Annotated in this window: 20 protein-coding genes; 11 read left to right on the plus strand and 9 right to left on the minus strand. The window is 54.1% G+C overall.

Features of this window, described 5'->3' with window-relative positions:
- Window positions 1-80 precede the first annotated feature (80 nt).
- The 3 genes from C3F13_00425 to C3F13_00435 are packed head-to-tail and all read right to left on the minus strand — an operon-like array spanning window position 81 to window position 3232.
- Window positions 81-1673 (minus strand): phosphoglycerate mutase (2,3-diphosphoglycerate-independent), encoded by a 1593-nt coding sequence (locus C3F13_00425; protein ID PWB56576.1) that lies wholly within the window; start codon window positions 1671-1673, stop codon window positions 81-83.
- A gap of 23 nt (window positions 1674-1696) precedes the next feature.
- Window positions 1697-2473, minus strand: a complete 777-nt coding sequence (locus C3F13_00430; GenBank protein PWB56577.1) for a hypothetical protein — start codon at window positions 2471-2473, stop codon at window positions 1697-1699.
- A gap of 24 nt (window positions 2474-2497) precedes the next feature.
- Window positions 2498-3232 (minus strand): hypothetical protein, encoded by a 735-nt coding sequence (locus C3F13_00435; protein PWB56578.1) that lies wholly within the window; start codon window positions 3230-3232, stop codon window positions 2498-2500.
- A gap of 187 nt (window positions 3233-3419) precedes the next feature.
- Here C3F13_00435 and C3F13_00440 point away from each other — a divergent pair, with 187 nt between their 5' ends.
- From C3F13_00440 to C3F13_00490, 11 genes are all read left to right on the plus strand, one after another.
- The gene (locus tag C3F13_00440) at window positions 3420-4454 is read left to right on the plus strand and encodes a LacI family transcriptional regulator (GenBank protein ID PWB56579.1); all 1035 of its coding nucleotides are present in this window, start codon (window positions 3420-3422) and stop codon (window positions 4452-4454) included.
- A complete protein-coding gene (locus C3F13_00445; GenBank protein ID PWB56580.1) occupies window positions 4451-5926 on the plus strand; it encodes a hypothetical protein in 1476 nt (491 codons plus the stop codon). Before C3F13_00440 ends, C3F13_00445 begins: the two co-directional genes overlap by 4 nt.
- A gap of 11 nt (window positions 5927-5937) precedes the next feature.
- On the plus strand, window positions 5938-6771 hold the full coding sequence (locus C3F13_00450; GenBank protein ID PWB56581.1) for a D-mannonate oxidoreductase: 834 nt from the start codon (window positions 5938-5940) through the stop codon (window positions 6769-6771).
- Window positions 6772-6834: 63 nt separating this feature from the next.
- A complete protein-coding gene (locus C3F13_00455; GenBank protein ID PWB56582.1) occupies window positions 6835-8100 on the plus strand; it encodes a hypothetical protein in 1266 nt (421 codons plus the stop codon).
- Between the two features lie 33 nt (window positions 8101-8133).
- A complete protein-coding gene (locus C3F13_00460; GenBank protein PWB56583.1) occupies window positions 8134-9600 on the plus strand; it encodes a phosphogluconate dehydrogenase (NADP(+)-dependent, decarboxylating) in 1467 nt (488 codons plus the stop codon).
- A 74-nt stretch (window positions 9601-9674) separates the two neighbouring features.
- Entirely contained in the window at window positions 9675-10721 is a 1047-nt protein-coding gene (locus C3F13_00465) for a hypothetical protein (protein PWB56584.1), read from the plus strand.
- A gap of 7 nt (window positions 10722-10728) precedes the next feature.
- Window positions 10729-11748 carry an inositol 2-dehydrogenase gene (iolG, locus tag C3F13_00470; GenBank protein ID PWB56585.1) on the plus strand — a complete coding sequence of 340 codons (1020 nt, stop codon included), beginning with the start codon at window positions 10729-10731 and terminating at the stop codon, window positions 11746-11748.
- 67 nt (window positions 11749-11815) lie between these two features.
- Window positions 11816-12940 carry a creatininase gene (locus C3F13_00475; GenBank protein PWB56586.1) on the plus strand — a complete coding sequence of 375 codons (1125 nt, stop codon included), beginning with the start codon at window positions 11816-11818 and terminating at the stop codon, window positions 12938-12940.
- Window positions 12941-12999: 59 nt separating this feature from the next.
- On the plus strand, window positions 13000-14193 hold the full coding sequence (locus C3F13_00480; protein ID PWB56587.1) for an alcohol dehydrogenase: 1194 nt from the start codon (window positions 13000-13002) through the stop codon (window positions 14191-14193).
- A gap of 71 nt (window positions 14194-14264) precedes the next feature.
- Window positions 14265-15089, plus strand: a complete 825-nt coding sequence (locus tag C3F13_00485; GenBank protein ID PWB56731.1) for a hypothetical protein — start codon at window positions 14265-14267, stop codon at window positions 15087-15089.
- A 231-nt stretch (window positions 15090-15320) separates the two neighbouring features.
- Window positions 15321-16763: an IMP dehydrogenase gene (locus C3F13_00490; protein ID PWB56588.1), complete on the plus strand. Its 1443-nt coding sequence runs from the start codon at window positions 15321-15323 to the stop codon at window positions 16761-16763.
- 96 nt (window positions 16764-16859) lie between these two features.
- Here C3F13_00490 and C3F13_00495 read toward each other — a convergent pair whose 3' ends face one another.
- From C3F13_00495 to C3F13_00520, 6 genes are all read right to left on the minus strand, one after another.
- The gene (locus C3F13_00495; GenBank protein PWB56589.1) at window positions 16860-18728 is read right to left on the minus strand and encodes a peptidase S8/S53 subtilisin kexin sedolisin; all 1869 of its coding nucleotides are present in this window, start codon (window positions 18726-18728) and stop codon (window positions 16860-16862) included.
- A 445-nt stretch (window positions 18729-19173) separates the two neighbouring features.
- Window positions 19174-20025, minus strand: a complete 852-nt coding sequence (locus tag C3F13_00500; protein ID PWB56590.1) for a short chain dehydrogenase — start codon at window positions 20023-20025, stop codon at window positions 19174-19176.
- Between the two features lie 159 nt (window positions 20026-20184).
- On the minus strand, window positions 20185-21261 hold the full coding sequence (locus C3F13_00505) for a peptidase M24 (protein ID PWB56591.1): 1077 nt from the start codon (window positions 21259-21261) through the stop codon (window positions 20185-20187).
- 101 nt (window positions 21262-21362) lie between these two features.
- Window positions 21363-22325: a xylose isomerase gene (locus tag C3F13_00510; protein ID PWB56592.1), complete on the minus strand. Its 963-nt coding sequence runs from the start codon at window positions 22323-22325 to the stop codon at window positions 21363-21365.
- Between the two features lie 118 nt (window positions 22326-22443).
- Window positions 22444-23271, minus strand: a complete 828-nt coding sequence (locus C3F13_00515; GenBank protein PWB56593.1) for a sugar phosphate isomerase/epimerase — start codon at window positions 23269-23271, stop codon at window positions 22444-22446.
- A gap of 30 nt (window positions 23272-23301) precedes the next feature.
- A complete protein-coding gene (locus tag C3F13_00520; protein ID PWB56594.1) occupies window positions 23302-24177 on the minus strand; it encodes a hypothetical protein in 876 nt (291 codons plus the stop codon).
- Between the last annotated feature and the right edge of the window lie 26 nt (window positions 24178-24203).

Here is a 24203-nt window from a genome sequence, read left to right on the forward strand (position 1 = left end):
TATTTCAGGATGCAATCCGTATTAAGATCACTACTCATAATTGGAGGCCCCGGCCTTTCATGTATATCCTGAGCTCTGGCTCAGCCCTTCTCAATGCTGTGATGTCTGCCCGTTCCATACACCAGGGCTTCATATACACGGCGGGTTTTCTGGTAATTCCCATCGCGATCAAGCGCTATGCCGCGCCCGACGCCGGTAACGATCCTCCCGATACCAATCTCCCGGACTTTGCTTTCAAATAATCGAAGCAGCTCCGGTGCGCTGCCTGGTTCCGTGCTGCGCCCGTCAAAGATCACATGGATGTAGACATCGTTGAGTTCCTGTTTTTTTGCCATGCGTAGCAACGCCAGGGGATAATCGATCGTACCGTGTGAGCTCTTTTCGCTTAGCAGGCAGATCAGGTGCAAGCAGGTGTGCCTGTCCTTTACGCCGCTAATTGTTTTCAGGAATATTGGGTTGGTATAGAATGATCCATCCTGCATGGCGGCATCCAGCCTGACATCATCCTGCTCGATGACCCGGCCTGCCCCCAGGTTGATATGCCCGGCTTCTGAGTTACCATTTTTACCAGCTTGCAAGCCGACTGCTTCACCAGCCGCTTCCAGCTGTGTATGAGGGTATGACGTTAACAGGCTATCCCAGTAGGGTGTACGGGCTTGATGAATCGGGTTAGTTTCATCAGGCTGGCCAATTCCCCACCCATCCAGGATCACCAATAGCACCTTCATCGCTATGGGCATGCCAGCCTGGGTGATCAAGCATCGCCCACTCATTTCTGCTGGAGTATCGATGCCCTGGATCGACAGGATGGTAGGAGCCACATCCGCAAGCTTCCCCTCCATCAGCTCGATCGGATTCAAATCGCTCGGTGTAGCCAGTATGAAAGGCACAGGGTTTGTGGTATGCGAGACATGCGGGGAGCCATCTGTAGTGAAAAGCTCTTCCAGGTTGCCGTGATCTGCGGTGATCAGCACGGCATATTCCGCCGGCAGGGAAGCCTGCACCACCTGTTGTAAATAATGGTCGATAGCTTCAGCGCACAGGATCTTGGCTGCGCTCGATTGGGTGTGCCCGATAACGTCGCCGTTGGCAAAGTTGACCACAATCAGGTTGTATCCTTTGTTAATCCCCTCCACCACCTGTCGGGAAATCTCCGCCAAACGTAATTCCGGGTTCTGCTCCAGCGGACTATCTCTTAGCGATGGTACGTGAACATCTGTCTCGCCAGCAAAAGGCTGGTTGGTGCCCCCATTGAAGAAAAATGTGACGTGGGCGAACTTTTCCGATTCCGATATGTGCAGTTGGCGTAACCCTGCCCGGCTGATCGTTTCAGCCAGTGTGTGCTTGATTTGCGTTGGGGCAAACGCTACCGGCAGGTCTTTAAACTTCTCGTGGTAAAGGGTGAGGATGACAAAGGGCTGGTTTTCAAATTTACAGCGCGGGAAACCACCTGTTTCAGGCTCAACAAAAGCTTCCGTTAGCTGGATCTCCCGCTCGCCGCGGCGCAGGCAGAAGATGACTGCATCACCATCCTGGATGCGCCCCAATGGCCTGTCAAGCGCATCTGCCAGGATTACCGGCTCGAAGGAGTAATCGGTCTGGCCGAGCGCATAGAGCTCAGCCAGTGCCTCAGCCAGCGCTGCACCTCCAAAGGGCGGATGATCTACGCACATGCTCATTTCCTTATCACAGACGGCTACCTGCCCGGAAACACATCCAGCAATTCGCTGAACCCATGGATGATCAGGTCTGGCATCGTTTCTCCCTTTGGTGGATCCTTGGCAAGGGCCTGAGCATTCATCAAAAGGATGATCATGCCGAACCCGGCATCGCGAGTGCCCACCACGTCTCGGGCCGGGTTGTCGCCCACGTAGACGCATTTTTCGGGAACGACTCCGATTCTCCGGGCTGCCTCCCAGTAAACTTCCGGGTCAGGCTTGCGCCGACCTAGCAGCGAGGAAAGGATTACGGATTTGAAATACGGGCTGAAGCCATCTGCTTCCAGCCAGTCAGGAATCTCCTTGCTGGAAATGACGTTGCTGATGATTCCTAAACGATAACCGCGCCGGTCCAGCTCGACAACCACCTGCCTGGCATCCTTCTGAAGCTCCCGTCGGCCATTCGACTGGCGGAACTGGTAGGTCAGCTCGGCGGCGATTGGAGCGAGCTGTTCAGCCGGGTATTCGGGCAGCAGCCAACGGCTCCAAAGCTCGCTTTCAGGCGCTTCAATCATGGTTTGAAACGCCCACTTCCGATAGGTTTTATAGCCTTCATCGATGCGCTGGCAAAGTTCTTCTGGGCTCTCCTGGCTTCCAACCAGCTCGGCGATTTTCTTTCTGGCTTGTGATTGGTGGGCTTCATCCTTGACCAGGACGCGCATGGTGTTTCCAAGGTCAATAAAAATAGCTTCGATTTCAGGTCTCATGCGTTCCACCTTCGGGAGGTTATCGGGTAAGCTTTGGAACTTATCCATTCAAACCAGGTCGGCTGAGGTTGATTACAGCACACGCGCAGGAAAAATCTCTAGCAGGTCGCTGCAATCGCGGATGATGTGGTCGGGACGGTTCTCTCCCTGCGGTGGTTCTTTGGCTTCTTTCTCCGGGGACATCAGGATGATTACCATGCCAAAACCTGCTTTGCGGGTGCCGACCACATCTCTCAACGGGTTATCGCCAACATATACGCAGTGGGCTGGCTCAATTCCCAGGCGGCGTGCTCCTTCCCAGTAGATTTCCGGTCCGGGTTTGCGGTAACGGATCTTGGAGGAAAGCACCACGGCTTTGAAGTAACGCGTCAGCTGGTCATGTTCCAACCAATCGGGGATCTCTGTCTCAGTGATCGTGTTGGCGATGATCCCCAATGTGTAGCCGCGCCGGTCCAACTCGATGACAACCTGCTTGACATCCGGGCGGGGGATACGTCGTCCGTCCTTGTCCCGCCAAAGGCGGGTGAGTCGCCCGGATTGCGGGGCGATCGCCTCAGCCGGGAAATCCGGCAGCAGGAAATGGGTCCACAGCTCTTTCTCAGAGGCTTCGGTCAGGTTTTCGAAAGACCATTTACGGTAGGCTTTCCAGCGCTGATCCAGCTTTTCAAAAAATATCGCCTCCGGTTCATTGGCTCCCACCAGGTGCATGAGGTTCTGGCGTGCCTGAACCTGGAAGGCTTCGTCTTCAACCACAATCCTCAGGGTATTTCCCACATCCAGGAAGATTGCCTTGATATCCAGCTGCATGCCTCCTCCTTATTCTATTTACGCAATGTAAGTATACAAAAATGGAAAACATGAAATTATACTTTCATTTGTATATCATACAACATTCTGATAAAAAATGCAATCAGTCTTTCAAAAAACGGTTGACTTTTCTCACCGAATCCTGTACACTATATTGGGTGCACACGTGTGCATAACGAGCTAAACGATGGCTACAACCATTAAGGATATTGCCAGGCAGGCCGGGGTTTCTCACACCACGGTATCGCGCGCCTTGCACCATAGTCCGCTCATCTCCCAGGAAACTACCCGGCGGATACATGCCATTGCCCTGGAGCTCAACTACCATCCGAGTTTTGCAGCCCGTAGCTTGAAAACCAACCGTAGTCAGGCCCTGGGGGTGATCGTCAGTCACATCGACGATCCATTTTTCAGTGAAATCCTGCAGGGGATTGATGATGTGGCTCAGGCAAATGGCTATAGCCTGTTCATCGCCGCCTCCCAGCATGAGCTTGGGCGTGAAAAGGCTATTGTACAGACCATGCGCGAGCACCGCGTGGATGGCGTCATCCTGTGTTCTCCCCGCTTTGCAAGGGAGCAGGGACATCCGCTGTACTCATTCGATATCCCCCTGGTGGCCATTAACAACCAGGCAGAGGATGAATATCCCTTCTCGATCTACCACGATGATGTGGATGGTGCCCGGCAGGCATGTGAGCATTTGCTTGGTCTTGGCCACCAGCAGATTGCCTTTCTGGGTGATGCTACTTCCGGGCGCACGACCCAGGAGCGGCTGGCAGGCTTTCAGCAGACGATGCAAAGATCCGGATTAAAAATATCTGCAGAAGATATCCACCTGGTAGCTGGCAGCGGTGCCAGGCAAGGATATGAGGCCGTGGAATATTTCCTGGGCTTGGAGCATGTTCCCTCCGCTTTGATTTGTTATAACGATATGCTGGCAGTCGGAGTGCTCAAGGGGTTACGCCAGGCTGGCCTGCGGGTGCCGGAAGACATCTCCGTTACCGGCTTTGACAACATCGTTGTGTCAGACTATACCACTCCACCGCTTACCACCATCGACCAGCCCAAACGTTTTCTTGGTGCGGAGGCGGCGCGCATGATGCTTGAACAGCTTGGTGAAATACCTGGTCCTGGCGATGGATCAGTTAAGGTTAAACGGCTCAAGGGGATGCTGCTGATCAGGCAATCCACCTGTCGTGTGGCGCACACTGAGGTTCTATGAAAAAACGATTGGCATCAGCCAGACTCAATCTACTCACGCACTCGTTGGTTATCACAGACCAGGCTGAATATGGCCTGGTGGCAACATCCCAGGGCCTCCGCCTTGCGGTATGGATGCCAGCAGATGCGAAGGCGATCAGGAAGTTTCGAGGTGAGACATCCGAATTTGAGGGGGGTACGCTGCTCATTGGTGAGCTCAGCCATGCCAATGCTGTTTCCTTACGCTCGCGCTTGGAATGGCTGTGCCCGGCTTTACTGGGGTTGAAAACTTCCGCCGGCCTGGGCGACCGTATCGGGGTCGCCACACCCGGACATGTGCGTTCTGTGCGAGATATGAATGGGTCAATCGCCCCGATCTTTGCCCAACAGTCGATACGTGAGATGCAGCGTACTGGTCGCAGCCCGCAACAGGTGCTGGATGATGCCACCTGGGGCATTTTTGAAGAGGGATGGCAAACCGGGACCGGGGCAGATGCCGATCATTTGAAGACTAACCAGGATATTGATGCCTGCTTCGAGGCTGGGTTCTCTTTCTTTACCTTTGATCCCGGCGAATATGTCGATGCGACTGCCCAGCAGGCGCACAAGAAAACGCTGGAAGAAAAACTGAACGGTATCCCCGAATATCTACAGCCCTGCGCAACTGGGCTGGTTGGAACGTCGCTGGAGGTTGAGGGGCATCATATTCATCTCAGCAAGGAAGCGGTAGTCAGGGCGGCAGTCAAATATGGCCGGGCCATCGACCATGTTGTAGATATGTACGAGCACCTGAAATATGTGGCAGGTTATCTGCCATTCGAGGTGGAGGTATCGATGGACGAGACAGTCTCACCTACCACTCCAGCCGAGCATGTATACATCGCCAGTGAGCTTAAGCGCATGGGGGTCAGGTGGGTCAGTTTTGCCCCACGCTTCGTGGGTCAATTTGAAAAAGGCGTGGAATATATCGGTGATCTCCTGGCTTTCCGGGCTGATATCGCGGTACACGCTGCCATTGCCAGGCGGTTCGGCCCCTATAAACTAAGCTTGCACTCCGGGTCCGATAAATTCAGCCTCTATCCCCTGTTCGTGGAAGCCACGCGTGGCCTGGCTCACCTGAAAACCGCTGGCACCAGTTATCTTGAGGCTTTGCGGACCATTGCAGCGATTGCCCCGGTATTTTTTAAGGAAATCTATGCCTTTGCCCGGGAGCATTTTGAGGCCGACCGTCTCAGCTATCACCTTTCGGCGGAACTTAGGCGGGCACCCATGCCAGCTGATATTAAAGATGCTGGCATCCTTTTTGAGCAATTCGACGCCCGCCAGGTTCTGCACGTCACTTTTGGATCGGTTTTAACTGAGAAAAACGACGATGGAAGTCCCCGGTTTTACGATCGCCTCATGGAGATCCTGCGACAGAATCGTGAAGCTTACTTTGACAACCTGGAGAGACATTTCAGGCGCCATTTAGAGCCATTTCGATATATCGAATAAGAGACGGAAATATGAAGAAAAACCCTACTCAAACATTATTTAACCTTTCCAACCAGGTGGCAGTGGTTACGGGTGGGGCAGGCATCCTGTGTGCGGCCATCTGCCGTTATTTAGCTGACCAGGAAGTGAAAGTAGCCATACTGGATATCAACCGCCAGGCTACGGATTGGCTAGCAAATGATATTATCCGGTCGGGGGGTGAAGCGATCGGCGTTCCATGTGATGTGTGCGACCGTTCCAGCCTGGAAGCGGCTGCCAGCCAGGTAATCAGCACCTGGGGAAAGGTCGACATGCTCATCAACGGGGTCGGTGGCAATCGTCCGAGCGCCACCACCCGACCTGACCTGCCATTTTTTGATATCTCCGCCGAAGCGCTGGAGGGGGTATTCAATCTCAACCTCATGGGGACGATCCTGGCCTCGCAGGTATTTGGACGGTTGATGACAGCCCATAAAAAAGGCACCATCCTCAACCTGTCTTCGATGAATGCCTACCGGCCGTTGACCAGAATCCCAGCTTATTCAGCAGCCAAGGCAGCCGTGAGCAACTTCACCCAGTGGCTGGCGGTACACATGGCTCTGGAATACTCAGCTTCAATCCGCGTGAACGCCATCGCACCAGGTTTTTTCCTCACCAATCAGAACCACGATTTGCTCATCGACAGAGAGAGCGGTGAGCTAACGGAGCGCGGGCAATCGATCACTACCCATACTCCGATGAAACGGTTTGGCATCCCAGAAGACCTGTTGGGGGCGGTGTTGTGGCTGCTTTCACCAGCTTCCAGCTTCGTAACTGGGATCGTAGTACCTGTTGATGGAGGTTTCTCCGCCTACAGTGGTGTATAAAAAACAGCCATCGTTTGGTCTGTACTAGATCGAGACATTATGTTGATTCATACGAGATAGGTAATGTCAGCAGTTCTTGGTAAGGGTAACTCGGAAGGTTATCTCACTCCATCGGAGATCCACGCCATCCTCAAGGAGGGGCTGGCTTTGTTACATCTGGAAGGCAAGCGGGTGTTGTTCGTGGTCCCCGATGCAACCCGCACCATGCCCATGCCGCTGATCTTTGAATACCTTCAGGAGCTGCTCGAAGGCTGTATCAAACAGCTGGATTTCCTGGTGGCCCTGGGAACCCACCAGCCGTTAAGCGATGCCCAACTCAGCAAATTGGTAGGGACGCCGGTGAACCATGGGAAGGTGGGCAACATCAGGCTTATCAATCACGCGTGGGACAGACCCGATACGTTCACCCACATCGGAACGATCTCGGCTGAAGAAATCAGCCAGATTTCAGGGGGATTGTTCTCGCAGGAAGTACCCGTCCAAATCAATAAGCTGGTCTATGAGTATGACCAGGTCATCATCTGCGGGCCAGTCTTTCCACATGAGGTAGCCGGGTTCTCCGGGGGCAATAAATATTTCTTCCCGGGCATCGCCGGGCCCGAGATCATCAACTTCACCCACTGGCTGGGAGCTCTTATCACCAGCTATGCGGTTATCGGCAGGCTGGATACACCGGTGCGCCAAACCATTGAAAGGGCAGCTGAGTTCATCCAGTGCCCAACCGCCTGTTTCAGCTTTGTGGTGGATCACCAGGGCGTGGCTGGGCTGTTCTGCGGTCCCCCCAAGCAAGCCTGGAAAGAGGCAGCGCGCCTCTCTATGGTACGGCATGTCACCTATATGCCGAGACCGTTCCAAAGGGTGCTATCGATCATGCCACCCATGTATGATGACCTGTGGACGGCCGCCAAAGGTATGTATAAGCTTGAGCCAGTGGTTGCCGATGGAGGTGAGGTGGTGCTCTACGCCCCCCATATCAACGAAGTGAGCTACACGCATGGAAAGCTGATCGATGAGATCGGTTATCACTGCCGTGATTACTACCTGGGGCAATGGGAAAAATTCAAGGGATATCCTGGAGGTGTCCTGGCACACTCCACTCACCTAAAGGGTCAGGGCACGTACGATCCTGCCAGTGGAATTGAGTGCCCACGCATTAAAGTGACTCTGGCCACCGCTATCCCTGAGAAGCGTTGCCAGCAACTCAACCTGGGATACCTGTCCTACCAGGAGGTTTCCATTAAAGAATGGCGCGACCGGGAAGATGAGGGCGTCCTGGTGGTGCCACGGGCTGGCGAGATGTTGTATCGCCTCAGGGATGATCAGCGGTGATGAAGTTTTTGGTATTAAGCACAGGAGGCAGATATGGATAAAGCAGACCTCGGATTGATCGGCCTGGCAGTGATGGGGCAAAACCTGGTGATGAATATGAATGACCATGGTTTCAAAGTGGCAGTGTTCAACCGCACCACCTCGAAGGTGGATGATTTCCTGAAAGGTCCGGCGCGGAGGTCGCAGGTGATCGGCACCCATTCGCTTGAGGAGCTGATCAACAGCCTAACGAAGCCCCGGCGAGTGATGCTAATGATTCAGGCCGGGAAACCGGTGGATGATTTTATTGACCTGCTGATCCAATATCTGGAACCGGGCGATATCATCATTGACGGCGGAAATTCCAACTACAACGATACGATCCGGCGAACTGCCTACGTCGAATCGAAAGGCCTGTATTACGTAGGCACTGGCGTATCCGGTGGGGAGGAAGGTGCTCGCCACGGTCCTTCGATAATGCCTGGTGGGTCTGCGCAAGCCTGGCCTCATATCAAGCCGATTTTCCAGGCCATTGCCGCCAAGGTAAAACGCCCTGACGGTGGAGAGGACGCCTGCTGCGATTGGGTGGGTGAAAACGGGGCTGGCCACTACGTCAAGATGGTGCATAACGGCATCGAGTATGGTGACATGCAGCTGATCTGTGAGGCTTACCAGCTGATGCATGAAGGCCTGGGATTGTCAGCCGATAAGATGTCGGTCGTTTTTAAGGAATGGAATAAAGGCAAGCTCGAATCTTATCTGATAGAGATTACCGGCGATATCCTGGCTTATAAAGATGAAGATGATCAACCCCTGGTGGATAAAATCCTGGATGTAGCCGAGCAGAAGGGCACCGGCAAATGGACAGGCATCTCCGCCCTTGATATGGGGGTGCCGCTGACCATGGTGGTTGAAGCCGTGTTCGGGCGGGCGCTCTCCTCCCTTAAGGATGAACGTACTCGGGCCGCCAAAGCCTTGTCTGGTCCCCACGGCCAGTTCAAGACCGACCCATCCAGCTTTATCTCTGACCTGGAGCAGGCAGTATATGCTTCCAAGATCATGTCTTATACGCAAGGCTATATGCTCTTCCGGGCTGCTGCACAGGAATACCATTGGAACCTGAATTATGGTGGCATCGCCCTGATGTGGCGAGGTGGTTGTATCATCCGCTCGGCTTTCCTGGGAAAGATCAAAGAAGCCTTTGAGGTTGAGCCTGCCTTGGAAAACCTGTTATTAGCGCCGTATTTCACTGAACAAGTGACCTCTGCCCAGGCAGGCTGGCGCCGGGTAGTAGAAGCGGCAGTAAAAGGCGGCATACCCGTCCCGGCCATGTCCAGTGCCCTGGCATTCTTTGACGGATATCGCCATGCGCGCCTGCCTGCTAACCTGCTGCAGGCCCAGCGCGATTATTTCGGTGCTCACACCTACCAGCGGGTGGATCGCCCGCGCGGCGAGTATTACCACACCAACTGGACCGGCCATGGCGGCCAGGTGACTTCCACAGTGTGGAAAAAGCCATAAGCGTGTGAAACTTTGGATATCGCCTGATTCAATGATAGATACTTGATGGTCTATTCGATTAAGAAGGAGGAAGAATGCAAACCATGAAGGCGCTTGTGTTCAGGGAGGTCGGCAAGATCGAGTTTTGTGAAATACCGATCCCCGAAGTGACCCAACCGGATGACGTGTTGATCAAGATTTCTGCCGTGGGAATCTGCGGCTCAGATATCAAGATCCTGGAAGGCAAGCATCATTATAAGGAGAACACCGTGTTGGGCCACGAATTCTGTGGGACTGTGGTCGAGATCGGCAGCCACGTGACCCATTTCAAGGTGGGTGACCGCGTGGCCGTGGATAATAATATCCGCTGCGGGTTCTGTTCCTTCTGCCGCATGGGGCTCACCAGCCAGTGCGTGGAGATCAAATTCAATGCCATTGGTGTGATGCGGAATGGCGGATATGCCGAATACTGCCTGGTGCCCGAGAAACAGTGCTATGCGATACCTGACGAGCTCGATGACATGCTGGGGACACAGGTCGAAACCCTGGCCACTGTTATCAATGGGATGAACACCCTGCTCATGCTGCCATACGATTATGTATTGATCTTAGGATTTGGCCCGATCGGATACCTGTTTGCCCAGTTTGCGAAGAATATTGCTGCCAAGGTGGCGGTGACTGAGATTGATCCGTTTCGCATCGGTGTTGCCCGACAGTGCGGCCTGACGGTGTGGAACCCGCTTGAAGAGGATATTGTGGCAAATATCACCGAGTTCACCTATGGGCGCAAGGCTGATATCGTGATTGAAGCCACCGGCAATGCCATTGAGCAAGCTTTGCAGTGCGTCACTCCGGGAGGCAAGGTGCTGCCGTTTGGGATGGATTCGAGCATCCAGGCGACGGTGATCCCCAATGACATCACCCGCTGGGCGACCAAGATCCTGGGCCTTTACCTGGGGCAGAACACTATGCTGCCTGCCATCCGCATCTACCAGGAGAAGCGCTTAAATATGGAGCCTTTCTTCACTAAAGTCATCCGTTTGGAAGACGGCTTACAGGCGTTTGACGACCTGGGGCTGGATATAAAGACTTTGACACACCATCCAAAGAGCGCCATGAAGCTTGTGATGAAGGTACAGTGAGGTGACTATGAAACGACAGGTTAATATGGCAGTGATTGGCACGGGGCGCATTGGCAGCGTGCATACGCGTAACCTGGTACGCAGCGTCCATGAGGCCAACGTGGTGGCGGTCTGTGATATCCGCCTGGAGGTGGCTCAGGCAGTGGCAGATGAGCTGGGCATCGCACGTGTGGTGAGGGATTATCACGAGCTGCTTGAAGACAAGGATATTGAAGCCCTCTTGATCGCCACCAACACCGATACGCATGCGTTTATTGTCAAGGATGCCGCCCTGGCCGGTAAGCAGATATTCTGTGAAAAGCCACTTGCCCTGCATCTCGAGGATATCGATGAGGTGATGAAAACGATCGAAACCACCGGTGTGAAGCTCCAGGTGGGATATAACCGCCGCTTTGATAAAAGCTTCCAGCGTGTTCACCAATTGGTAGCCTCTGGCGAGATTGGTCGGCCATGCATCCTGCACATCACCAACCGCGACCCCGAACCGCCCTCCCTGGAATATGCGCGCACCTCTGGGGGCATGTTCCTCGATATGAGCATCCATGACTTTGATATGGTGCGCTACCAGATCGGTGAGGTAGATGAGATCTACGCCGTCGGCAACGTGCTGGTGACCCCTTACCTGAAGGACATCGGCGATATAGACGTGGACATCATCACCCTGAAATTCTCCAATGGAGCCATGGGCACGATCGATAACAGCCGCCAGTGTGTCTATGGGTATGACCAGCGCCTGGAAGTCTTCTGTTCGCTTGGCACAGCTATGGCTGGCAACGAATATGAGAATACCGGCCTGATGGGTGATAAAGCGGGCTTCCACTCAGCCAAAGTGCCCTACTCATTTATCGAACGCTACGCCGAGTGTTATATTGCCGAAGTGCGCCAATTCGTCCAAAATGTACGCGATAGCAAGCCCGTGTCGCCGACCGGTTACGACAGCCGGGCATCCGTATTGCTGGGCATGGCCGCCTGGGAATCTTACCGGCAGAACCGGCCGATCAGCATGAAAGAATTTACCGGCAATTAGCGAGACATTTGTCTCATTTGGATTAAGCAACGGCACGAGAATTCATAAATTATCGAGGAGTAATCAGATGAAAGAAAATAATCCACCCAATGGATTTATCCCTACCAACCAACCCGATTTATTTTTTGAAGATAACCCCACCGGACGAATGAAAAAGGAAATCTGGGAAGCCACAGACCATGAGATTGATACCATCCTGACTGACTACGGCATCCCTTCACCCGTAGAATGGGGTAAACCGGGCTCTTACATCCAAACCACTACCCGCTGGCAGGTGGAAGAAAACCGTAAGCGCAACGATGTCGTTTTCATTCCGGTCGGCTGTACCGAGCTGCACGGACGGCATCTCCCCAGCGCAGCTGATACGCTATACGTCTCTGCGATCTGTGAAGGGGTTCGGCGCTACACTGCCAGGCGGGGAGCAGCAGTCAACCTTGCCCTGCCGCCTTTGATGTACGGAGGCCACCCATATCACCACCTGGGCATGCCTGGCACCGTGATTGTCAGGGAGCATGTGGTGCGCGAGATGATGATCGATGTAATGCTGGGGCTGTGGAATGATGGCTTTCGCAAGCAGCTGATCGTCAACAACCATGGTCAGCTGTGGATGCTCGAATCAGCCGTGCAGGAATTTCAGAAGCGTTACCAGCTCCCTGGTATCTACCGGGTGATCGACTGGCACCGAGGCGTGCGCGAGTTCTTCCGCACCTCTGAGCGTGGCGGCCAAATGGGCACGAATTTCGTGCACGCAGACGAGTGCGAGACTTCTCTCAGCTTGCTCCTGCACCCCGAGATGGTGGATATGGGTTATGCGGTGAACACTGAGGGCAAGAATTACTTGCCTGATGGTCATTTTGACAAATCAGTCGATCCCTTTGGGCGACCCAGCCGGTGGTCTGAAGGCGAAGGCCATTTTGCGATTGAGATCAAATCTACACCCGAAGGGGTGGTGGGCAAGGCCAAAGATGGCTCCGCCTATAAGGCCAGGCGCCCGATTGCAGCCATCCTGAAATACCTTACCCTGTGGAATGATGATATCCTGGCCGCTTTTCCGCCGGGAAAAGTACCACCTGTAGAAGAGGTGACACTGCGGTCCGCTGAAGAGATGGAACCGTTCTTGCGTGAGCCGCTAAGCCCGGGGTGGAAAACAGTCTATTCCATCCCGCGCATCGGGCAGGGGACGGAAGTGTGATGCAGACGTTGATTGGTCGAATACACATGGATTGGTCCTTTTGATCAAGGAGAGTAATTATGAAAGGTAAAATGCCGGGTGTGACCCTGGTCGCAGATTGGGATCCAAAACCAGGGTTTAAGCTGGGATCCAAAGATATCGAAGGCCGCCAGACCTACCTGGGGAGCCAGGTGTGGCGGAACCCGCGGCTCGAAATCAGAGAGTACGACATCCCTACGCCTGGGCCTGAACAGGTGCTGCTGGAGGTGAAAGCGTGCGGGATCTGTGGCTCGGACGTGCACATGGCCCAGGCTGACAAGGATGGCTATATCTTTTACCCCGGGCTGACAGGGTTCCCGAGCATCCTGGGGCATGAGTTTTCAGGGGTGGTGGTGGAGGCCGGCAAGAATGCCATCAACAAGCGCACCAACCAGCCATTTAAAGGTGGCGAGTTTGTCACCTCGGAGGAGATGCTGTGGTGCGGGCAATGTAAACCCTGCGCGGATGGCCAGCCCAATCACTGTGAACGCCTGGACGAGGTCGGTTTCAATGTCAATGGAGCGTATACCAAATACCTGCTCCTGCCCTCCCGCACGGTATGGAGCCTGGAGCCACTTAAAGGGCGCTATGCTGAAAAGGATATTTTTATCGCTGGCAGCCTGGTAGAGCCCACCGCAGTAGCCTATAATGCCGTGATCGAACGGGCGGGAGGCATTCGGCCTGGCGACCGGGCGGTTATTTTAGGCGGTGGGCCGGTTGGGATTGCTGCCTGCGCCATCATGAAGCGCGCCGGCGCCTCCAAGGTCATCATTTCAGAGACCCAGACTGAACGCGCCCAGATGGCCTTGAAACTAGGCGCAGATTATCACATCAACCCGCTCAAAGAGGATTTCGCTTCGCGCGTCCTGGAGATAACGGAAGGGATGGGTGCTGATCTATTCATGGAGGCAACTGGCTTGCCTGAGCTGGTCTATCCGGGGATCGAGCGCGTGATCTGGGAGGGTCGTACGATCAACAGCACCGTGGTGGTGACAGCCCGGGCTGACACCAAAATGCCGGTCATGGGAGAGGTGCTGCAGGTCAGGAAGGCCCGTATTGTCGGTGCCCAGGGCCATTCGGGGCACGGGAATTTCCCGCGCGTGATCGATTGCTTGGCTTCAGGGATGGACATGACCCCGATGAGCACTAAAAAAATCAGCCTGGAAGAGCTTCCGGAGAATATCCTCAAGCTGCAGACCGACCGAACCGAGTGCAAGATCACTTACCTGGCCTGACCGGATCGGCTATACGGCCTTGTAATCAAGCAATCTCGTGAATTGGGAGCATGATGGATCACACCTCTGAGCTGAAGCTTTCGATTGTCCTTTCCACCCACCAGGCGCAGTTCGAGGCAGTGGCTTTCAAAGGTGATTTGGAAGCCAACCTGGCTAAGGTTGCTGGGTGGGGATATAGCGGGGTCGAGTTGGCCATTCGCGATCCTGATCTTGTGGATGGTGAAGTGCTGGATGGGCTCCTGAGGCGTTATAGCCTGCGGGTACCCGCCATTGGCACCGGGCAAGCCTGGGGGGAGGAACGGTTGTCTTTCACCAGCCCTGACCGCGCAGTGCGGGAAGCGGCTGTCAGGCGTATCAAGCGACACTTGCCTCTTGCGCACCATTTAAACGCATTCGTCATTATTGGACTGATCCGGGGGGTAACCCCTCCCGGTCAGTCCAGGACTGAGTCAATGAAATTTCTCATCGGCTGTTTGCAGGAATGTGCCGAGGCTGCATCGGTTGAAGGTGTATGCCTGGCGTTCGAGCCTCTCAACCGCTATGAGACCGACCTGGTCCATACCGTTAGCGAGGGTCTGGAATTGATTCGCCAGGTGGATGCGAACAGCCTGGGCTTGTTGCTGGACACATTCCACATGAACATTGAAGAGCCGGATATAGAAGAAAGCATTCAGCGCGCCGGCGAGAACATTTACCACTTTCACGTGGCTGATTCCAACCGCTGGTATCCTGGGGCAGGGCATCTTGACTTCAGAAAAATTTTCAAAGCCCTGTATTCGACCGGGTATACCAGCTGGATTTCAGGCGAGTTCCTGCCTGCACCCAATGCTGACAGCGCAGCAGAGCTTGCGATAAAAACGCTGACCCGCATGCTAACCTCGGAAAACTCCCAATAAACCTGGTAAATCCTTTGGAAAGCAGGTATCTCCTATGCTGCTGAAGCATAGGAGAATATTTTTGTTACCCGACATACCGATTGTGATTAGTTTATGGTTGCAGTAAGCTTATAATGCATTAAAGCATGAAGTCAACGCTAATTCGTGATGTGCGGTTGGGTGCGATCCAAACCCGGTGTTATAAATCAGGAATTGACTGTACAATTGAGGTATCCCAATGAAGGACTGCCTATGAAAATACGACCTGATCTTGGTTTAACCTTCGATGATGTCCTGCTGGTTCCACAGCGTTCGGCGATCAAAAGCCGTAAAGACGTGTCCACCTCGACGAGCCTCGTGCCGGGCATACAGCTATCCATTCCCATCCTTTCTGCAAATATGGATACCGTGACCGAGTCGCGCATGGCAATCGCCATGGCCCAGCTAGGCGGCATCGGTATCCTGCACCGCTTTATGACTATTGAGCAACAAGCCGATTGTGTAGCGCGGGTCAAACGCTCAGAAAGCCTGATTGTTGAATCACCGCTCGCCATCTCGCCCGTAGCCACCATCGGAGAAGCCCGCCTGCGCATGGAAAGAGACGATGTGGGTGGCTTAATGGTAGTCGATGAAGAAAACATCCTGCTCGGAATTATCACCAGCCGTGATGTGCTACTTGCGCCGGATACTGAGATGCCCATCGATAAAGTGATGACTCCCCGTGAGCAGCTGGTAACAGCTTCCAAAGTAGAATCGCCAGAAGAGGCGCGGCGCAAGCTGTTTGAGCACCGCATTGAAAAATTGCCCCTGGTGGATGAAGCAGGTCACCTGGCTGGCTTGATCACCGCCCAGGATATTGTCAAGATCCAGCAGCACCCGCATGCCACGAAAGACAACCGTGGTCGCCTGCGCGTGGGGGCGGCGGTGGGTGTGCGCCCGGAAGATATGGACCGGGCAGCCAGCTGTCAGGCGGCTGGCGTGGATGTGCTGGTGGTGGATATCGCCCACGGACATTCAGAGCACGTCATCCACATGCTGCGTGGCTTAAAGCAGCGCTTCCCGAGCCTGCCGGTCATTGTCGGGAATGTGGCCACCGCCCAAGGGGTAAAGGACCTGGCGGAGGCGGGTGCGGATGCGGTCAAGGTGGGGGTGGGGTCGGGCTCGATTTGTACCACCCGGGTGGTGACCGGTTTCGGAGTGCCCCAGCTGAGCGCCATCCTGGAATGTGCTGATGCGAGGAGAGTCCTGGGTGTGCCGATCATCGCTGATGGAGGCATCCGCAACTCAGGTGACCTGACCAAATCCATAGCTGCAGGAGCAAGTACGGTCATGATCGGAGGCATGTTTGCCGGGACCGACGAGAGCCCTGGAGCAACGGTCATTCGTGAGGGTCGGCGTTACAAAATTGTGCGCGGCATGGCTTCTCTATCAGCAAATATTGAACGCCGGCTGCTGGCCAATGGTGAGCTGGCGATTGAAGAGTGGGGTGAGGTTGTGCCGGAGGGAGTGGAAGCCACGGTACCATACAAGGGGGCGGTGGCAGATGTGGTCTACCAGCTGGTGGGTGGATTGCGCTCCGGGCTGAGCTATGCCGGCGCTTGTTCGATCGAGGAACTCTGGCAGGCAGCTGAGTTCATCCGTATCACTCCCTCGGGGGTACAGGAATCCCATGCCCACGACGTGGAGCTGATCTAAAAATAGTGGGTGGGGATCAGACGATCACCCACCCACCAAAAATTATTGATTCAATCCTGACCGGTCTTTATGATCAGGAATTTGCCCTGTATTCGCTTACCGTTTTGGCGTCGTTGCTGTAGCGATGTTCGAATAGGCCGAGTTACCGCTTTCATTGTAGGCATAGACGCGGTATTGATAGGTTGTGTTGGCGTTTAGTTTGGTATTAGAAAAGCTGGTGACATTGGCGCCCACAGTAGTGATCAACGAAAAATTCGTGCAGGTCGACCCCTTGCAGCGCTCGATCTTGAAACCAGTCTCGTTGCTCGAGTTATCCGTCCAGCTCAGGTTAATCTGGTTCTTCGATACTGCGGTTGCCGCCAGGTTGGATGGTGGATACGGTACGGCTGGGGCTGCTTGGGTTACTGCGCTGGCGGTACTTGAATAATCCGAATCGCCGGCCCCATTAAAAGCCCTCACCCGGTAGCTATAACTTGTGGATGCGGTCAGACCAGTATTTGAAAAACTGGTAATGTTCGAGCCAACCGTAGCGATCTGGGCAAAATCTGTGCAGCTTGCACCAGTGCAACGTTCGACTTTAAAACCAGTTTCATTATCAGAGGCATCCCCCCAGGTCACGTTGATCTGGCTGCTGGATACGGCTGTGGCAATCAAGTTGCTGGGTGCTGCAGGAGGCATGCCGCCTGTTCCAGGAACCAGTGTCGGGTTGAAGATTGCGGTGTTGCTGACGTCCAGCAGTGGCTCCTGGATGCCATCACCTGAATCATCCGTCCAGTTGTTGTTTCCCGCTGCCTTCACCTGGTTATAAAGGTTATAGACATCCGTAGCATTAGAAGGGTTATTGACACTTGCCAGTAGCGCCAGAGCACCTGCCGCGTGGGGGCTGGCCATGGAGGTGCCACTGATCGTCCCGTATTCACCTTTTTCGAGTGGGTAGGTGCTTAGGATGCACACACCCGGTGCCGCAACATCAACTTCAGGGCCCCAATTGCTAAAATCAGCCAGGGTATCGTCCAGGTCAGTCCGGCAGGTGGGGCTGCCCAGGCCACCAGGCAGGCCATCGAAATCGGCTAAAGCACTCACCGAGAGGACGTTATCAAAACCACCTGGGCTGTAGTTGTTGGCGTCGTCATCTTCGTTACCTGCTGCCACGGCAAAAGCCACTCCAGCGTTCACCGCACCCTGGATAGCATCATACTCGGCCTGGCTGAAACCACTTCCGCCCAGGCTCATATTAGCCACTTCGATCGTGTTGGCGTTGTCTGCAACCCAGTCAATCCCAGCGATGATCCAGGATGAATAACCACTTCCCTGTTTATTGAGCACCTTGACCGGATACAGGCGGGCTCCGGGTGCCACGCCAACCACGCCAATGCCGTTGTCGAGCGCACCGATGGTTCCGGCAACGTGGGTGCCATGGTAATGATCATCATCACCACCCGCAACGCAGCTGGGGAAGAAAATACTGGTGGTGCAGTTCACCCCGTTCATTACATTAAGGTCGGGATGTTGGAGGTCGATCCCCGTATCGATCACGGCCACATCGACGTCCACCCGGTAATCATCCACGCCGTTTATGGCGATTTCCGGATTGGTATCGGCGAAGATGCGCTGGATGCCGGTGGGCATGCTCTGGGCATCGATTGAGCGCGGCAGGTCTTCCACCACATACGCCACGCGTGGGTCATGCTGCAATGCCACCAGCCGGCCTTCTGGAACCACGGCAGACATCCCCTTCAACGCGTGCTGGTAAATGAAACCCGTTTGCAGGCCATACGCTTTGGCTACTTCTGGGGCCTGCGCAGCTGAATTGACTTCATCTTTGAATACAATAATATAAGAACTGCCAGCTGTAGTACCTGCATTTGCCAGGCCGGCTGGCACGATCAGACTAACCATAATGACAATAATAAATATGATGGATAATACTGGTCTAGATATTCGATTTTTACTTGTATGGATCATGGCTTCGTCCTTTCTTAATATTAGATTAATACTATTATAGCGATACTACCAAGAGAATTCAAGCTTATTTAACTATTTAGTTCCTGGCAGCTGCCTCACCCAATTTAAAGTGGTAGATGCGCAAGGTCCTGAAAATCGCATCGATGAGCTTTAGCCAGCACATACGCTGAAGGTGTGGCTCAGGCTCGTCGAAAAAACCTCCGCTCGTCGAGCAAGTGGATGTCATTGCTCCAGCGCTCAACCTGCTCGTCTTGCCAAATGCCCTGGTGAGCCCGCGTGAATACCTTAAAGCCTGAAGTCTGCAGGTTGTGGTGCCAGACATGGATTGGCTAATAAATGTCAAAGACCAGCTACAAGCCTGGGAAATGATCGAGCAGCTAATGTTTCTGGTATCCCGCTGATCTTGGGCCGTGCAGCCTCAGGCATTGCTACCTCCCCGGGGTTTCTATTCCCGTTTTGCCTGGGCTTCCCTGGCGCGACGGGCGGCTGGTTCCAGGAAGATTTTGATTGATAGCCAGTCCAGGAAACCCGGGGCGATCAGTTTTAGCCACACCGCCAGAAGCCCTGGGCCCATCAGCACCTCGCGGCGACGCTTGTATGCCGCTTGCAGGGCGATCTCCGCGCAACGGTCGGCGGTCATGGTCTTGCTGGTGTAGTAGTCTTTGCCACGCGGCGCTCCACGTGGCACACCATCCTTATTCAACTGGGCGGCGTGGAACTCGGTTGCCACCCACCAGGGGCAGACCACAGTGACACTCACCTCGTGTGGCTTCAATTCCATACGCAAGGCGTCGCAAAACCCATGCAGGCCATACTTGCTGGCACAATAGGGCGTGTTATAGGGGATGGCGGTTTTACCGCCCAGGCTGGAGACGGCCAGGATACGGCCCTTGCTTTGCTTGAGGTATGGCAAGGCGTAGTAAGTGCAATTAACAGCCCCAAACAAATTAACATCCATCGTGTGGCGAAATAGATCCAAATTGTGATAATCGTCAAACAACGCCGAAGCCGCCAGCCCGGCATTATTCACCAGCATGTCCAGCCGGCCAAAGGTTGATAGGGTGTTATCCACAAGTGCTTTACACTGGCTTTCTTCGCCGACATCGGTGGGGGCAACCAGCACCTCCGCCCCCGAAGCACGGCAGGCAGCCGCCAGTTCCTCCAGGCACTCGGCCCTGCGTGCGGCAATCGCCACCCTGGCTCCCTGGCGGGCCAGCTGAACTGCCATAGCATGGCCAATCCCAGCCGATGCCCCGGTGATGATCACTACCTGGTCACGAAAAGTAGCAGACTCCATAGGTTATCTCCCTTTTGCATGCCTTCGAGAAGGTTGCCTGAATATAAGTATAGAGCAACTTCGCTATTTTGTTCCCGACGATTCAACGCTCCACTCAACAAAAAAAACCTACCGGAATGGCAGGTTTGATAACGATCAAGGTTGGAAAGCTGGTATCTTTTACATAACCAGGATGGCTGGACGGTCAAATCCATCGACGGTGATCATCGGCCAGCCTGCGATCTCGGTCAGGACCTCGTTTTTCTTCTCGCCGATGAGGATCGTGTCTTCCGACTTATAGCCGGTGATCGAAGGGTTCCAGGCATAAGCCTGTCCGACTGCCACGCAGTCGGTTGAGCCAGGCACCGCCAGGTACTCGCGCGGCTCGTAACCCGAGGTACCACCCTGGTGGTGAAGTTGCCACTCATTTGGATAGCCTGATTCGGCATAGGCAGCAATGGCTTTATCGAAGATGCTCCCCAGGGTTACATTTGGCCGGGTGGAGTTAATAAAGGTGGCGTCAACCCTGGCGCAGGCAGCCATTTTACGCATTAGGTCATCCGGCAACGGGCCAAAATGGACCAGGCGTGTTAATGAACAGATCAAACCATGTTTACGGCCGCACAGGATCAGCATAGCATATTTCTCCAACTTCTTCCCGGTCGGCAGCGGATGGCGATAAGAAAAGATACGCTCATCAGTGGCGATGAGATTCACGACTGCTTGCACACCCTGGCTCTCCGCCTCTGCCGCCAGGATAGCGGCGATCTGGTATTCGGTTTGCCCGTGCCTGACGGCCTGGCAGGCTGCCAGCATAGCCTGGGCACAGGATTTCCCCAATTCGATAAATCGCATGCCCTCTTCAGGGGTTAAATTCGCACGCAGCCTGGCTAAATCAGTTGAGAGATTGACAGCACCCGGATATGCTCCATCCGAAGCCAAGGTAAGACCATGGCTCACCTGATCAAGTGTCGGTGGGGCCTCATACCACGGGTTGGCTAAAAATTCCCAGCCCTGGGGTCCCAGGTGTTCTTCTATTTCCAGGCGAGGGGCTTCAATGTTGGTCGTAAGTACATACTGATGCTCGTGGGTGATCAACAGGGCTGCCAGCCCGTTCGTCGATGCCGTATTGATATAAGAAGACGCTCCACAGGTGGCCCAGGCGAAGCTACCAGCGGTCTGCAGGTAGAGCGCACCCAGCTTGCGGGTGGACATCCAGGTACGGATGATTTCAAGCTTGCTTTCTTGTTCATTCACAATCTCACCTCGGTCTCTGGTGCAGGGTGTGTTGCCTTAAAGTGTGCTTTGCTAAAAAACGACCTGCTCCGCGGATTATTCTTAAATCGTTACTGGCCTCTTCACGCCCAGAACATCTCACCAGGGCTCTCCACAGTGACTACCTCACGTAACGCCGCTAACCCCTTCTGCACTCCCTCGTCGAATGACATCATGCCATCTTCGTGCTCGAGCGAGATGACGTGATCATAACCCACCATGCGTAGCGCAGAGACGATGTCTTTCCACACTTTCAGGTCATGACCATATCCGATGGTGCGGAAGGTCCAAGAGCGGTGAGGGATGTCGGTGTAATTCTTTTGGTCGTTGCAGCCGTTCACGGCTACGTTATACGGGTCAACGTAGCAATCCTTGGCATGCACGTGCACGATTGCCTCACCCAGTTTATGGATAGCCGCCACAGGATCCACTCCATTCCAGAACAGGTGGCTGGGATCGAAATTACAGCCCATGGCTGGACCGCAGGCGTCGCGCATCCGTAGCATGGTTTCAACATTGTAGATCAGCATACCCGGGTGCATCTCAACGCCGATCTTTACATGGTGGTCTTCGGCAAATTTCGCCGCTGGCTGCCAGTACGGGATGGCAACCTGGTTCCACTGGTAATCCAGGATTTCGAGAAAATGTGGCGGCCATGGGCAGGTTACCCAATTAGGCATCTTGTCGGTGGCAGAGCCCGCTGGAAGGCCAGCCATCAAATTAATGGCAGGCACTCCGCACATTTCCGCCAGCCTGACGGTCTTGCGAAAGAGCTCATCCGAAGCCCTGGCGATATCCGGGTTGGGGTCAAGCGGGTTCCAGTGGCAGCTGAAGGCACTGATGATCATACCCCGTTGCTCAACAGCCTTCAAATATCCCCTCAGTTTTTCAGGGCTGGCCAGCAGCTCATCGATCGGGCAGTGGTGAGCACCAGGCAGTCCGCCAGTGCCGATTTCCACGGCCGTGGCTCCATAAGATAAGATTTTGTCCAGGGCTTGTTGAAAAGGGAGTTGTTGGAAGATCACTGAAAATACACCAATGCGCATAATAACTCCGTCAAGTGGATAGTACAAAGAGTAGGATAGGGTAAAAATCGTGAGGCGCCTGCGCAGGTTTGAGAAGCCTGCCGGCACCTCGGCTGGGCACTTAAATAATTAAGTAAGTTTAAATCAGCTTGCTCAGGTGCTCGTAGCTGCGGATAGCATCGGCCACAGTGCCGCACTCAACGCTGAAGACGATATCATTGGGGCATTTCTTGACGATATCAATCATCCGCTTCCAATCTACCACGCCATCACCACAAGCACAACCGGTTGGCGTGCCGGTCACCTTGCCGTGCTCAGCTTCGCTCTGCTTGATGCTGATATCCTTGGCATGCAGGTGTACCAGGCGGTCGACCACATGGGTGAGCCACTCATAGGTGTCATCGGTTCCTGCCAGGTAGCTGTTCCCGGTGTCGTAGTTGATACCAATCGCAGGGCTCTTCACCAGGGCATAGATGCTATCCAGCCCTGCCTTGGATTTTGAATATTGCTGGTGGGGTTCCAGGCCGATTTTTATCCCATGCCGTTCGGCCACGCGGGCAGCTTCAGTGAGGGTATAGGTCATCAAGGTGTAATCCATCTCCTTGGTGGTCCACAGTTGCTTGGGGCCCTCGTCCGTGTTTACCACGGGTGCGCCTGCATCGGCGGCCCAGCGGATGGCGAGCTTGAGATACTCTACGCTGATCTCCGGCTTGCACAATGGGGTATGCGCTGATAGACCGGACAGCTTGATATTGTGCTTGTCGCATAGCTCGCGCACCCATAGGGGGTCATCGTACATGGAAACACTGTGAAAATAACCGGCTTCACTTAATAATTCACGGCCCCAATGGACCATCGGCTCAATATACTCATAACCAATTTCCGCAGCCTTCTCAACGCCCCAGGCGAACGGCTTGTCGTGCGAGCGAATGAACTCCATGTTCACACCTAAAGATATCTTGCCCATTGCTCCTCCAACACTCTTCGAATTTGATGATTATTTTGCTGCCAACCTGCGGTTGGCGTCATTTACGAGCTCTTTGACAAAGACCAGGCTCTTTTCGATCATTGGGCCACCCTGGCCTTCACATTCCAGGCTGACGACCCCGTCATATCCGATATCCACCAGGATATCGAAGCATTTTTTAATGTTATCCCGGTTCACGCCGTCACCGATGGCGCATTGGCTGACTGCAATGCCGGTCAATTCCCCACGCAATGATGCTGCCAGCGATGCGCTGACATCCTTCACATGGACATGACTGACCTTGTTTTTAAATTTATTCAGGAAAGCCACCGGATCCTGTCCGGCGATGAAGGTATTCCCCGTATCCATGTTCATGCGCAGGTATGGGCTGTCGACAAAGGTCAGCATTTTCTCCATGAATTCGGGCTTGGTAGTGTAATACCCGTGTGGTTCTATGTCGATAATCATTTTATAGCGTTCAGCGATATCAATGATCTGTGCATAAGCGCGTTTCATGATATCGAGGGCTTCTTCGTCGGTTAAGCCCTTGGGTGCAAAGCGGTCATCGGTGGTATCGATGTGATCGCACCCAGCCAGGTATGCCCAGCGGATGGTACGCAACACATATTCCACACCCAGGCTCGTGCCATTAGGCAGCGACATGGGGTAGGCGGCATCAATTTGCGAGAACCTCACGCCATAGCTGGCTGCTTTTTCCTTCCACACCATGGGGTCCTCCCACATGGCCACATGCGGCTGGTAGCCCAATCCATGGATCCAGCTCACACCATCGATCATGCCGCATTCGATCCAATGCACATCGTTCTTTTGGGCCCATTGTAAGGCCTGTTCAAAACTCCAGTAACTGCTATTGAAAGCATCTGTATGAAATCCGATCTCGATCATGTGTTGCACTCCTGCTGGTGATTTTC

It is taken from the genome of Anaerolineales bacterium (assembly GCA_003105035.1).
GTDB lineage: Bacteria > Chloroflexota > Anaerolineae > Anaerolineales > UBA4823 > FEB-25.

Coding starts and splice junctions, on each gene's coding strand:
- C3F13_00480 (PWB56587.1), top strand. CDS start 13,000: ATGAAAGGTAAAATGCCGGGTGTGACCCTGGTCGCAGATTGGGATCCA.
- iolG (PWB56585.1), top strand. CDS start 10,729: ATGAAACGACAGGTTAATATGGCAGTGATTGGCACGGGGCGCATTGGC.
- C3F13_00510 (PWB56592.1), bottom strand. CDS start 22,325: ATGCGCATTGGTGTATTTTCAGTGATCTTCCAACAACTCCCTTTTCAA.
- C3F13_00430 (PWB56577.1), bottom strand. CDS start 2,473: ATGGATAAGTTCCAAAGCTTACCCGATAACCTCCCGAAGGTGGAACGC.
- C3F13_00440 (PWB56579.1), top strand. CDS start 3,420: ATGGCTACAACCATTAAGGATATTGCCAGGCAGGCCGGGGTTTCTCAC.
- C3F13_00500 (PWB56590.1), bottom strand. CDS start 20,025: ATGGAGTCTGCTACTTTTCGTGACCAGGTAGTGATCATCACCGGGGCA.
- C3F13_00435 (PWB56578.1), bottom strand. CDS start 3,232: ATGCAGCTGGATATCAAGGCAATCTTCCTGGATGTGGGAAATACCCTG.
- C3F13_00460 (PWB56583.1), top strand. CDS start 8,134: ATGGATAAAGCAGACCTCGGATTGATCGGCCTGGCAGTGATGGGGCAA.
- C3F13_00490 (PWB56588.1), top strand. CDS start 15,321: ATGAAAATACGACCTGATCTTGGTTTAACCTTCGATGATGTCCTGCTG.
- C3F13_00465 (PWB56584.1), top strand. CDS start 9,675: ATGCAAACCATGAAGGCGCTTGTGTTCAGGGAGGTCGGCAAGATCGAG.
- C3F13_00515 (PWB56593.1), bottom strand. CDS start 23,271: ATGGGCAAGATATCTTTAGGTGTGAACATGGAGTTCATTCGCTCGCAC.
- C3F13_00455 (PWB56582.1), top strand. CDS start 6,835: ATGTCAGCAGTTCTTGGTAAGGGTAACTCGGAAGGTTATCTCACTCCA.
- C3F13_00450 (PWB56581.1), top strand. CDS start 5,938: ATGAAGAAAAACCCTACTCAAACATTATTTAACCTTTCCAACCAGGTG.
- C3F13_00520 (PWB56594.1), bottom strand. CDS start 24,177: ATGATCGAGATCGGATTTCATACAGATGCTTTCAATAGCAGTTACTGG.
- C3F13_00445 (PWB56580.1), top strand. CDS start 4,451: ATGAAAAAACGATTGGCATCAGCCAGACTCAATCTACTCACGCACTCG.
- C3F13_00495 (PWB56589.1), bottom strand. CDS start 18,728: ATGATCCATACAAGTAAAAATCGAATATCTAGACCAGTATTATCCATC.
- C3F13_00475 (PWB56586.1), top strand. CDS start 11,816: ATGAAAGAAAATAATCCACCCAATGGATTTATCCCTACCAACCAACCC.
- C3F13_00425 (PWB56576.1), bottom strand. CDS start 1,673: ATGTGCGTAGATCATCCGCCCTTTGGAGGTGCAGCGCTGGCTGAGGCA.